This window comes from Desulfovibrio piger ATCC 29098, from assembly GCF_000156375.1.
Taxonomy (GTDB): domain Bacteria; phylum Desulfobacterota; class Desulfovibrionia; order Desulfovibrionales; family Desulfovibrionaceae; genus Desulfovibrio; species Desulfovibrio piger.
Genome location: NZ_DS996354.1, coordinates 188049 through 198959 on the forward strand (window position 1 = coordinate 188049; position 10911 = coordinate 198959).

The 10911-nt window shown below is 65.8% G+C and carries 13 protein-coding genes and 1 pseudogene; all 14 read left to right on the plus strand.

The features are described 5' to 3' along the window. The first annotated feature begins 5 nt into the window (after positions 1 to 5). Positions 6 to 344: a phage tail assembly protein gene (locus tag DESPIG_RS03000; protein WP_040369141.1), complete on the plus strand. Its 339-nt coding sequence runs from the start codon at positions 6 to 8 to the stop codon at positions 342 to 344. 279 nt (positions 345 to 623) lie between these two features. Beyond that, positions 624 to 3365 (plus strand): phage tail tape measure protein, encoded by a 2742-nt coding sequence (locus tag DESPIG_RS03005; protein ID WP_006004878.1) that lies wholly within the window; start codon positions 624 to 626, stop codon positions 3363 to 3365. Next, positions 3358 to 3564 (plus strand): tail protein X, encoded by a 207-nt coding sequence (locus DESPIG_RS03010; protein ID WP_006004879.1) that lies wholly within the window; start codon positions 3358 to 3360, stop codon positions 3562 to 3564. Before DESPIG_RS03005 ends, DESPIG_RS03010 begins: the two co-directional genes overlap by 8 nt. Further along, positions 3564 to 4577: a phage late control D family protein gene (locus tag DESPIG_RS03015; RefSeq protein ID WP_006004880.1), complete on the plus strand. Its 1014-nt coding sequence runs from the start codon at positions 3564 to 3566 to the stop codon at positions 4575 to 4577. The genes DESPIG_RS03010 and DESPIG_RS03015 overlap by 1 nt, the downstream gene beginning before the upstream one ends. A 9-nt stretch (positions 4578 to 4586) precedes the next feature. Next, positions 4587 to 4718: a hypothetical protein gene (locus DESPIG_RS14460; protein ID WP_006004881.1), complete on the plus strand. Its 132-nt coding sequence runs from the start codon at positions 4587 to 4589 to the stop codon at positions 4716 to 4718. Beyond that, positions 4711 to 5328: a phage baseplate assembly protein V gene (locus DESPIG_RS03020; protein ID WP_006004882.1), complete on the plus strand. Its 618-nt coding sequence runs from the start codon at positions 4711 to 4713 to the stop codon at positions 5326 to 5328. Before DESPIG_RS14460 ends, DESPIG_RS03020 begins: the two co-directional genes overlap by 8 nt. Beyond that, positions 5328 to 5714, plus strand: coding sequence for a phage tail protein (locus DESPIG_RS03025; protein ID WP_006004883.1), 387 nt, complete (start codon positions 5328 to 5330; stop codon positions 5712 to 5714). The genes DESPIG_RS03020 and DESPIG_RS03025 overlap by 1 nt, the downstream gene beginning before the upstream one ends. Then, entirely contained in the window at positions 5714 to 6058 is a 345-nt protein-coding gene (locus tag DESPIG_RS03030) for a GPW/gp25 family protein (RefSeq protein ID WP_006004884.1), read from the plus strand. Before DESPIG_RS03025 ends, DESPIG_RS03030 begins: the two co-directional genes overlap by 1 nt. Continuing rightward, positions 6042 to 7181 (plus strand): baseplate assembly protein, encoded by a 1140-nt coding sequence (locus DESPIG_RS03035; protein WP_006004885.1) that lies wholly within the window; start codon positions 6042 to 6044, stop codon positions 7179 to 7181. Before DESPIG_RS03030 ends, DESPIG_RS03035 begins: the two co-directional genes overlap by 17 nt. Further along, the gene (locus DESPIG_RS03040) at positions 7181 to 8002 is read left to right on the plus strand and encodes a phage tail protein I (protein WP_006004887.1); all 822 of its coding nucleotides are present in this window, start codon (positions 7181 to 7183) and stop codon (positions 8000 to 8002) included. The genes DESPIG_RS03035 and DESPIG_RS03040 overlap by 1 nt, the downstream gene beginning before the upstream one ends. Beyond that, a complete protein-coding gene (locus DESPIG_RS12690; protein WP_006004889.1) occupies positions 7987 to 8922 on the plus strand; it encodes a phage tail protein in 936 nt (311 codons plus the stop codon). The genes DESPIG_RS03040 and DESPIG_RS12690 overlap by 16 nt, the downstream gene beginning before the upstream one ends. 22 nt (positions 8923 to 8944) lie before the next feature. After that, positions 8945 to 9598, plus strand: a complete 654-nt coding sequence (locus tag DESPIG_RS03050; RefSeq protein WP_040369143.1) for a hypothetical protein — start codon at positions 8945 to 8947, stop codon at positions 9596 to 9598. Between the two features lie 18 nt (positions 9599 to 9616). Beyond that, positions 9617 to 9925: a hypothetical protein gene (locus DESPIG_RS03055; protein WP_006004892.1), complete on the plus strand. Its 309-nt coding sequence runs from the start codon at positions 9617 to 9619 to the stop codon at positions 9923 to 9925. Positions 9926 to 9935: 10 nt separating this feature from the next. Then, positions 9936 to 10911: pseudogene (locus tag DESPIG_RS14010) on the plus strand (hypothetical protein); the annotation flags it as partial.

The window sequence follows — 10911 nt, forward strand, 5'->3', positions numbered from 1 at the left end:
ACGCCATGAGTGAAAATCGTATGCAGACCGTGAAGCTGTCCGCTCCCCTGCAGGTGGGCGGTAAGGATGTGTGGGAGCTGACCGTGCGCCCGTCCACCATCGGGGACGAAGAAGATGCCATGCAGGATGCCGTGGGCATGGGCAAGGCAACCAACCCGCTGACGACGGAGATGACCTTGCTGGCCCGCATCGCACGGGTTCCCTATGACGCCCTGCGCGGCCTGAGCAGCGGCGATTATCTCAAGCTGCGGGCCGCGTTCAATGTGGTGAACCGCGTGAACGCAGTGAATGCCGATCAGGAAAATCCTACGCCGGAAGCGGCTGGGACGCCGGAACAGGCCTAGCGGAGCTGAGGCAGTGCATGGTGGCCTTGGGCAAGATCGCCCATTGGTCACGCTCCGAGATCCGGGCCATGAGCCCGGAGGTGTTCACAAACTATCTTGATGCCGCCGCCGCCGTCGAAAAGACGGCCAGCGGCGGATAAAGGGTATCATGGCCAAAGAAGTTTCCGTTTCCTTCAAGCTGGGCGCGACCCTTGCCGGGAGCTACCGCACAGCGTTCCAGGATGCCGCCGGCCAGGCGCGCATGGTCTCGCAGGCTATCCGCGAGATGGCAACACGCCCGTGGGACAGCTGGGCGCGGCTCTGGAAAAGCAAGGTGCCAAGCTCACCGGTCTGGCCGGGAAGCTGGAGCAGGCGGAAGCCAAACTGGCCGGTCTGCGAGCCCAGGCGGAGAGCGCGGGAGCTTCCTCCTCCCGCTTCGCCTCTCGCATCAAGGCGGCGGAAAGCCGGGTATTCGACCTGACGGCAGAGCTGGCGCTCAATCAAAAGGAAATGCAGGGACTTGCCCTGCAAGCCGGAAAAGTCAGCGGTAGTGTACAGGCCCTGCAGGCTGATTACGCGGGTCTCGTGAGACGCATGGATCAGGCGAGGGCGGCGCGTTCCGCCCTCCAGGCCCATATGGCCAATACCCGCGCTCTGCAGGCGGAGCGGCAGGAGCTGCAAAGCCGGTTGCTGGGCACGGCGGCTGTGGGGGCTACGGCGGCCATCCCGGTCAAGCTGGCCGTCAGCGCGGAAGACGTGTTCGCCGGCTTGCGCAAAGTCCTGGACGCTCCGGAAGAGGTCATTCAGCAGCTGTTTGCCGATGCGCAGGCCATGTCCAACCGCACCGGCAAGAGCTTTGAGGACGTGGTCGCCATCATGACGGCGGCGGCCCAGGCCGGGCTGGGCAAGACCCGCGAGGAGATGCTGGGCGTTGCCCAGCAGGCCACGAAAATGTCCATCGCCTGGGGTGTCAGCGCCGAGCAGGCGGGCAAGTCGCTGGCCACATGGCAGGCGGCAATGGGCCTCACGGCGGAGCAGTCCCGCCACACGGCGAATGTCATCAATGCCCTGAGCAACGAGATGAACGCCGAGGCCGGGGATATCGACCAGATATTCACCCGCATGGGGCCGTTGATGAAGGCCTCCGGCTTCTCGACGCAGAACATCGCGGCTCTGGCCACGGCCTTCAAGGCCGCCGGGGCCGAGGTGGAAGTCAGCGGCACGGCCATGAAGAATTTCGTCAACGTGCTGGCCGCTGGCGAATCCGGCCTGACCGATGCCCGCAAGGGCATCTACAAATACCTCCAGATCGACCCCAACGAGCTGCAAAGGCAGCTCCAGACCGACGCTATGGGCGCGGTCATGCGCGTGCTGCAGGCCCTCCAGCGCGTTCGTCCGGAGGAGCGTAACTCCATCATGGGGCAGCTGTTCGGCCAGGAAAGTCTGGCCGCCATCGCGCCCCTGATGTCGGAGTACAAGACGCTGCTCAAGGCGGTGAACATCGCCAACAGCGATGTGGCCGGTTCCGTGGATCAGGAATACGCCAACCGGATGAAGACCACGGCCACCTCGCTGGACAAGGTCACGCAAAGCGCCCGTAACCTCGGCATCACCGTAGGTACGGCGCTGCTTCCGGTAGTCGGAGCAGCGGCGGAAGGGGGCGCGTCCGTCCTCAATGTGGTCCGCGATCTGGCCCGGCGCTTTCCCCGTCTGACCGGTGTGGTCATGGGCGCAGGCGCGGGCATCGCCACGCTGGCGGTGGGCGGTGTGGCCCTGGGCCTTGTCCTCAATGTGTTGCGCACGGCGGCCAACGGCTTCGGCGGCATGTTGCTGCGCATGAATGCCGCCCAGCTCACGGCAGCCGGTGGAGCGCAGACGCTGACCTTCTGGCAGCGGGCCTCATCGCTGGCCTCCCTCTCGTGGCGGGACACCCTGGTCGGTGTGGGGGGCAGGCTCTCGGCCCTGACCGGCCTGCTGCGTGGTACCACGTTGTCCACCATAGCCCTCAGCACGTCTCAGCGTGCCTGTGCCGCTGGGGCTGCGACCCTCTCCGGGGGGCTTCGTCTGGTGGGCGTGGCCCTGCGTTTCGCCATGGGGCCGATGGGCGTGGTATTCACGGCTGTGACCGTGGCCGCCGGTCTCATCATCGACAACTGGAGCACGGTCGGCCCGTTTTTCCACTCCCTCTGGAGCGGCATCGTGAGCGTGTTCCAGTGGGCGTGGGGCATCATCAAGGGGATCATGGAGTCCGTGGCCGAGGCCGCGACCTGGATCGGAAAAAAGATCGACGAGATGCCCGTGCTGGGCAGCGCCAAGCGCGGCATCGGCAAGGCCATCGGCTGGTTCAGCGGCGAGGATGAAAAGGCGCAGCCGGCGGCCAATGCCAAGGCTGCGGCGGAGCAGAACGCCGCTCCCAATGCCAAGGCCGCAGCGGACAAGGCCTCTGCCATCGAGGCGCCCCCAATGCCCGACTTGCCCAAGGCACCAGATACCAAAGCCTCAGCCAGTTTGCAGGGACTGGCCGCCGGGGGCGGCGACGAAGAATATTTTAAGCAAAGCTTCAATGATTTTATGGCGGCCGAAGAGGCGGCCAAGAAAAAAGGCAAAAAGGGCGGCGGGGCACGCGCTTCCAGCGGCACCACCGTGGTCACGCTGGCCGGGGACAACTCCCGTCCGCAGAGCCTGTTCTTCCCGGCGGGCAGCCGTACCGGTGTCCCCCTGCCCACGACCGCGGGCAGGTCAACGCTCCTGTCCCGAACGGTCGCCGTGGCCGCTCCTGTCCAGGCAGCCGGTCGCGTGGGCAAGCCCACGGCCTTGCCGCAGACGCCTGCCCGTCTGGCCCGGCGCGGCGGCAATGCGCCCCAGGCTGCCGGGAGCAACGGCCAGATCATGGTGGATCTGACCCAGAATTTTTCGCTCATGTCGTCCGACCCGCGTGCGGTGCGCCGGGTGCTGGAGAGCATCAAGCCGGACATGGAGGCGCTCATCCGTCGGGCGCTGGACAAGATCGCCTCCGACCGCAGGAGGACGGCCTATGCCTGATTACATCAGCCGACAGGGCGAGGCATGGGATCAGATCGCTCTGTCCCGCCTCTCCGGGGAACACCAGATGGGCGATGTGCTGGCCCTCAACGTGGATGAGCTGGACGCGCTGCTGCTCTCCGGGGAGACGCGCGTCAGCGTGCCGGAGCAGGCCGCTGCCGAGCGTGTACGCAGCCTGCCGCCGTGGGAGCGCATGTGATGCGCCGCGCACGGGTAGAAATCAGCATCCAGGGCAAGGACGTGAGCATGGATCTTTGGCCGCACCTCTTGTCCCTCTCCTACACGGACAAGGCGGACGATGAGCTGGACGATCTCCAGCTCACCCTGGAGGACCGCCAAGGGCTCTGGCAGGGCGACTGGCTGCCCAAGCACGGCGACCTCATCAGCGTGGTGATCGTGGCCAGCAATTTCCGCGCCCCCGGCGAGGAAGAACTGGATTGCGGGGAATTTGAGGTGGATGAACTGACGCTGGAATCCAGCCGCGACGGCGGCGACGTGGTGACCATCAAGGGCGTGCCGGCGGCGGTCAAGTCCAGCCTCATGCTGCAGAAAAAAACGCGGGCCTGGGCCGACGTGCCTCTGTCCACGGTGGCAGCGGACGTGGTGGGGCCTGCCGGGCTCGATCTGCTCTACAAGGCCCCGGAGATCGTTTTCGGGCGCGTGGAGCAGCGGCAGGAAGCTGACCTGGCCTTCCTCCAGCGCATCTGCAAGGAACAGGGCTTGCGCGTGGCGGTGAAGAAAAATCTCTGCGTCATCTACTCCGGGCAGGCGGCCGACCAGCTGGAGCCCCTGGCACTCAAGCGCGGCGAACTGGCCGTGGAGCGGGCCGGTTTCAAGCGCACGCTGGACGGCGTCTACACGCAGTGCGTGGTGGGCTACACCGATGCTGCCAGCTCCGAGACCACGGAGAAGAGCTATCAGCCGGAGCTGCCGCCCACCACGGGCCGGGTGCTGACCATCAACAAGCGCATCGAGCATCCGGCGCAGGCCGAGCGCGTGGCCATCGCCGAGCTGCGGGCCAAAAACTGTCAGGAGATGACCGGCTCTTTTGAATGCATGGGGGATACGCGCCTGCGGGCGGGCACGGTGCTGCGCCTCACGGGCTGGGGCAATTTCGACACGGATTACATGATCCAGCAGGCCACGCACAGCCTGGGCCGCGACAGCGGCTACCGCACCAGCGTGGAGCTGGTCAAGGCGCTGGACTACTAGGGGGCGGACATGGATCAGGATCTGCGACAGATCAGACGGGAGATGCGGCCCATTTTTCTGCTGCTGGCAGCGGGCTTGCTGTTCGTGGCCGCCGGTGGCTGCTGGCTGGCTCTGGAATTGTGGGGGTACTGCCATGAGTGATGTGCAGGACGTGCTGGCCCAGACCATCCGCGTGGGCTTTGTGACGGCCCGCCAGCCGGAAAAAATGCGCGTGCAGGTGGAGCTGCGGGACACGGTGACGCAGCCCCTGTCCTCCGCATGGCTGCCGGTACTCTGTCCGCGGGCCTCCGGCGATCTGGCCTATGACCTGCCCGACGTGGGCGATCAGGTGTTGTGCCTGTTCCTGCCCTACGGGCTGGAGCAGGGCTTCGTTGTCGGCGCCATGTACGGCAAGGCCAGCCCGCCGGTTTCCAGCGGGGACAAGTGGCACCGCCGTTTTCAGGACGGCACGGTGCTGGAGTACGACCGGGCCGCGCACAAGCTCACGGCCCAGGTGCAGGGCGATGTGGCCGTAAAGGCCACCGGCAGCGTGCAGGCCGAGGCCACCGGCGATGTCAGCGTCTCCAGCGCGGCCAGCCTGACGCTCATGGCTCCGGCCATGCAGCTGGGCGGCACCGGTGGCGGCACGACCCAGGCGACCATGCAGGGCACGTTCCGGCTGGAGCATGGCGACATCATCGTGGAGGGCGTTTCCTTTTTGCATCACGTCCACGACTGCCCGCACGGCGGTCAGACAGGGGAGCCGCACTGATGTATCAGGGGCTTTTGGGCACGTTCCCGTTCACCGTGACAGAACTGGAGGTCAGTACCTTCCGCGACCTCAAATTTTCGCGCGAGCAGGTCTATGCCGAGCATCGGGTGCTGGCCGGCATCCCCTGTTTGCAGCATATGGGCCGCAACCTCGACCCGGTATCGCTGACCGTGCAGATCGTGCCCCTGACGCCCGTCTCCACCGTGGGCCTGCGCCTGCGTCTGCTGGAGAGCGTGGCGGCCAGCGGCGATGAGATGCCCCTGGTCATCGGCCTCAAATATTACGGGCGGTTTGTCCTCAAGAGTTACGAGATCACCCACCGCCAGCTGCACTACGGCGTGACGCTCTCCGCCGAGGTCCAGCTGGCCCTGCAGGAGTACAACTGATGCCCCCCATCACGCTCACCGTGGACATGGCGCAGCGCCAGAGCATCCAGATCGGCGCCACTGGTCTGGCCGGTCTGGCGCAGGAGATCCGCATGGTGCTGGCCACGCGCAAGGGCTCCGTGCCGCTGGATCGTGATTTCGGCCTCTCCTGGGATCATGTGGACAGGCCGATGGGCGAGGCCATGCAGTACATGGTGGCCGAGATCGGCCAGCAGCTGGAGCGCTATGTGCCGCGCATCCGGGTGCGGGACATCTCGTTTTCCAGCAACGACACGGTGGATGGGCAGCTCATCCCCCGCGTGACCGTCGAGATCAGGGAGGAGTACCGTGGCGATTTCCAGTAGCGTCGATCTGCGCGCCCTGCCTGCCGTGACCTTCGCGCCCTTATCCACGTCCGAAGTCGAGGCGTCCATCCTGACCTCCTACGAGGGGCTGACCGGCGTGAGCCTCCAGCCCGGTGATCCGGTGCGACTGTTCCTGGAATCTCTGGCTTATGTGGTCAGCGTCCAGAACCTGCTGCTCAACTTGGCCGGGCAGCAGGGCCTGCTGGCCTATGCCCAGGGCGCGCACCTCGACCATCTGGGCGCGCTCATGGGCGTGTCCCGTATCCCGGCGCAGTCCGCCCGTCTGAGCCTGCGTTTTGTGCTGGGCGAGCCCCTGGGCTTTGCCGTGCCGATCCCGGAGGGAACGCGCGTGGCCACCAAGGACGGCCAGATCGCTTTCGCCACCGTGTCGGACAGCGAGATCGCCGCCGGTGAGCTGCAGGTGGATGTGGCGGCCCTGTGTACCACCTCCGGCGCGCAGGCCACCGGCCTCGTGCCCGGGCAGGTGACGCAGCTGGTGGACCCCATCCCCTATGTGGTCAGTGTCAGCAACACCACCACGTCGGTTGAGGGAGCCGACATCGAGGATGATGAGCGCCTGCGCGAGCGCATCCGCCTTGCCCCGGAGACATACACCGTGGCGGGCAGCACCGGCGCCTACGAGGCCCGCGTGCTGGCCGTGAGCGCCGACATCGAGGCCGTGTCCGTCACCTCCCCGGAGCCGGGCGTGGTGGACGTGCGCTTTGTGCTGGCCGGTGGAGAGCTGCCGGACGAGGCCATGATCTCGATGGTGCGCGAGGCCCTGTCCGACGAGACCGTGCGGCCCCTCACCGACAGGGTGGATGTGGCCGCGCCTGAGACCGTGGACTATGCCGTGTCCGGGCGCTGGTATCTCCGCCGCAGCGATGCCGTGCTGCTCTCCGGGGTGACGGCCGCCGTGGCCCAGGCTGTTGAGGACTGGCGGCTGTGGCAGCGCTCCCAGCCCGGTCGCGACATCAACCCCACGCGGCTCATCGCCGCCGTGCAGGCCGCCGGAGCCAAGCGCGTGGAGCTGGATGCCCCGGCCTTCCGCGCACTGGAGGCCACGCAGGTGGCCCGCGAGACCGAGATTTCCCTGCTGTTCGGCGGGCTGGAGGATGAGTGATGGCCCGCCGACTTGGAACTACGCCCTTCCGCGAGCTGCTGCCCGATTCCCTGGGCGGCGATTCCTCCATCCGCGCCGCCGCTGCCGCGCTGGACACCGTGCTGGATGCGACGACGCGCGCCATCCCGGGTGTGCTGCTGTACGCCCGCCTCGCGCATGACACGGGCTTTGTGGAGCCCGTGGCCATGCTTCCGCCTCTGGCCAGACTGTCGGAGCTGTCCGGCGGTCTGGCCAGCCTCCCGGAGCCTGTGCTGGATCTGCTGGCGTGGCAGCTCCATGTGGAGGGCTACGAGGCGGCTGTGGACCTGGCCGCCAAGCGCCAGCTCATCGCGGGCAGCCTGCTGCTGCACCGGCGCCGGGGCACTCCCTGGGCTGTGCGCACGGCGCTGGAGACGGCCCTGCGCCTGCCCACGGTCATCCGCCAGTGGTGGGAGTATGAGGGGCGGCCATACTTTTTTCGCGTGCGCCTCGATGTCAGCGATGCCGGTCTGGATGAGACCGGCATCGCTAACGCGGTACAGCTGATTTTTGACCACAAAAACGTCCGCAGCTGGCTGGACTGTCTGGAGACCGTCACCACCCGGCCCCTGCCTGTCAGCATCGCTGTGGCCGGGATCATGCGGACCATGAACCGGGTGCGCCTCTGGTTTCCCCCCAAGCCGGTGCCGTCCGGACGCGTCCATGTGGGGCTGGGCAGCACGCGCTACTCCCGGAGCGTCATCCGGCCCTGGACACCGCCCCGGCCTGTCCCTGACCTGCGCGGACGCATCGCTTTTGCCATCATCTCACAAAGCCGGAGTATCGTATGCCCCAAGCCCTAGCCACTGTTCCCGGCGGTCTGGAGGATAGCCAGACCGTTCCCGGTGTCGCCACCGACACCCCTGCGTATTACTGCCTGCTCACCCAAGCCGGGGCCGTGCTGGAGGCCGCGGCCCATGCCGCCGGCAAGCCTGTCCGCCTCAGCGTCATCGCGGTGGGCGACGGCAACGGCGAGGTCCCCGTGCCTGCCGACGGTGCCGTGGATCTCGTGCACGAGGTCTACCGCCGCCCCATCGACAGCCTGAGCCAGGATGCGGATGACCCCAACGTCTGCTGGGCGCACATCGTCATCCCGGCTTCGGAGGGCGGCTTCTGGATACGCGAGTTCGGCGTCTGGGCCGAGCCGCTGGAAGAGGACGGCCAGCCTGTGCTGTTCGCCTACGGCAACCACGCCCCGTTCTACAAGGCCAAAAGCGTGCTGGGTCAGGCCACCACGCACGAGCTTTCCGTGCCGGTCATCATGTCCGGCACGGCCGAGGTGCAGATCATCGTCAGCGAGAGCGGCTATGCCTCACGGCTGGAGCTGCTCCAGATCGCGGGCGTGGTGGAGGATCTGCGTCATCCCCGGGAGGCCGTTTGGACGCTGGATGAGGCCGTAGAGGATGGCGGCACGCTCACTCTGCCGGAGGGGGTGGCATACCTCCCCGGAGAGCATCTGCTGGATGTGTTTTGGGATGGCGTGGCCTGCTATCCGGGCCAGCAATACGAAGAGATTTCTTCGGCCGATGCTCTGGAATCGACCGCAATCCGCCTGCTTTTCGCTGCTCCGGCCGGGAGCGAGATGCGGGTGCTGGTGCGGGCCTACAGCATCCAGCCGAAGTTGGAGGGCGTGGAGGTGCCGGAAGGCATCGCCGAGCGCGTGGACGCGCTGGAGACACGCCTCGAGGACGTGGCCGCGAACGTGGCCTATGTAGAGAACTGACCAACACATGAGGAAAAATATCATGGCTGAACTGTTCAAAATGAAACTGCTCGACGTCAACAAGAACCAGATCCTGCCCGAAACCAGCGCCGACCAGGTCACGATGGCTGGCGGCGGCAACGTGGAAGCCAAGATCAAATCTCTGGAAAGTGCCTTCGCCGCCGGCACCCGCTTGCTCGGTACTGTGGGCACCGAGGGCACGGTGGAGACCCTGCCCGCCGACAGCTACCAACTTGGCGACATGTATGTGGTCAAAACGGCTGGCACCTACGCCAGCCAGGTCTGTGAGCCCGGCGACCTGATCCTGTGCGTCAAGGCCTACGCCGAGGAGGGGGCTGCTGATACCGACTGGACCGTGATCCAGAGCAACGTGGTGCGCGCCGTCAAAGGCCCGGAAAGCGCCACGGACGGCAACCTGATGGCGTTCGACGGCGCGTCCGGCACCGTGGCCAAGGACAGCTCCCTCAAGGTGGCCGACGTCAGTGACGCCGTGGCCAAGGCCCACGAGCACGCCAACGCCGACATCCTCAACGGTATCTCCGCCAGCGGCGACACCATGACCGTCAACGGCAAAACGTACTATTCCGGTCGCATGGTGGCCATCATCGAAAACGGTGGCGAGATCCCCGCGGATATGAATCCCAACGGCATCGTGTTCGAAAAGGCCGCCGTCTAGGGGCAGGGAGGGAGTCCTGTGTCGTACATCATCAAGGATGCCAAAGGTAACAAAATCGGTATGCTGCCGGACTCCCTCCGCGTGGCCCAGGCTGCCGAGCTGCGCTCCCTTGCTGGGAGCCGCTCGGCAGCCATCGAGGCCGGCACGCAATTCACGGTGCCGCAGTATGAGGTGGGCAGCGTGGCGCTGGAGGTCTTTTTGGACGGCGTCGCCTGTATGATCGGCGAGCAGTACGCCGAGGTCGGCAGCAAGGGCCAGACCAGTACGAAAATCGTTTGGAACATCGAAATCGCCACGGATCGGGACATCCTGGTCCGCTGCAAGTAGGAGGTCAGCCATGTCGTTCCCCGGAATTTTCCGTCGTCTGTTCACTAACAACGGGGCAGGCCCCCTGCTCCGGGGGGATATCATCCCGCCGTCTTACGGTACCTGCTCAACCGCCGCAGGAACGGCGGCAAAAACCGTATCTATCCCCGGGATTACGCTCAAAACGGGCGTGGAGATCACAGTCCGTTTCAGTGTCACGAACACGGCAGCCAACCCGACCCTTAACCTGAACAGCACCGGGGCTAAAGCGATCCGCTACCGCAATACGGCCATTTCCGCTGGTTATCTGGCGGCCAACCGTACATATCGTTTCGTGTACGACGGTACCTACTGGCAGCTGGTGGGTGACGTCGATACCAACACGACGTACACCGCAGCGACCGCCGCGCCCAAGGCTCCGGGCACGGCTGCCGTGGGCACTTCAGCCAAATATGCCAGGGAAGACCATGTGCATCCCGTGCAGACCAGCGTGTCCGGTTCATCCGGCTCCTGCACGGGCAATGCCGCCACCGCTACCAAGATGGCCACGGCCCGCACTGTCCTGGTGAATCTGGCGTCAACGACGGCCGCCTCCTTTGACGGTACCAAAAATGTCACGCCCGGCGTGAGCGGCACGCTGCCCGTCGGGCGCGGCGGCACAGGGCGCACGGACGGCAAAGCCGTCGCTCTGGCGACGAAGCGTACCATCAGCCTGACGGGAGACGCTACCGGCAGCGTCGGTTTCGATGGTAGTGCCAATGCCGCCATTCCCGCCAGTATCCCGGCGCTTGTTCCTGTTGGTGGCATTGTGGCGTTCAGTGGTACCTTTAGCGGTCGTAACCCTGTCGACATGAAGTCGGAAAAAGCCATGACGAACTGGTGTCTTTGTGACGGCACCACTACCAATGGTCTGGCTGTTCCGGATCTGCGGGATCGCATGATTATGGGGGCAGGTACGACCTACAAAAGCGGCGCCAAAGGCGGCTCTGCGACCCACACGCACAGTA

Excerpts from the sequence above, each read along its gene's own strand:
- DESPIG_RS03000 (WP_040369141.1), top strand. The coding sequence starts at position 6 with ATGAGTGAAAATCGTATGCAGACCGTGAAGCTGTCCGCTCCCCTGCAG.
- DESPIG_RS03010 (WP_006004879.1), top strand. The coding sequence starts at position 3,358 with ATGCCTGATTACATCAGCCGACAGGGCGAGGCATGGGATCAGATCGCT.
- DESPIG_RS03015 (WP_006004880.1), top strand. The coding sequence starts at position 3,564 with ATGCGCCGCGCACGGGTAGAAATCAGCATCCAGGGCAAGGACGTGAGC.
- DESPIG_RS14460 (WP_006004881.1), top strand. The coding sequence starts at position 4,587 with ATGGATCAGGATCTGCGACAGATCAGACGGGAGATGCGGCCCATTTTT.
- DESPIG_RS03020 (WP_006004882.1), top strand. The coding sequence starts at position 4,711 with ATGAGTGATGTGCAGGACGTGCTGGCCCAGACCATCCGCGTGGGCTTT.
- DESPIG_RS03025 (WP_006004883.1), top strand. The coding sequence starts at position 5,328 with ATGTATCAGGGGCTTTTGGGCACGTTCCCGTTCACCGTGACAGAACTG.
- DESPIG_RS03030 (WP_006004884.1), top strand. The coding sequence starts at position 5,714 with ATGCCCCCCATCACGCTCACCGTGGACATGGCGCAGCGCCAGAGCATC.
- DESPIG_RS03040 (WP_006004887.1), top strand. The coding sequence starts at position 7,181 with ATGGCCCGCCGACTTGGAACTACGCCCTTCCGCGAGCTGCTGCCCGAT.
- DESPIG_RS12690 (WP_006004889.1), top strand. The coding sequence starts at position 7,987 with ATGCCCCAAGCCCTAGCCACTGTTCCCGGCGGTCTGGAGGATAGCCAG.
- DESPIG_RS03050 (WP_040369143.1), top strand. The coding sequence starts at position 8,945 with ATGGCTGAACTGTTCAAAATGAAACTGCTCGACGTCAACAAGAACCAG.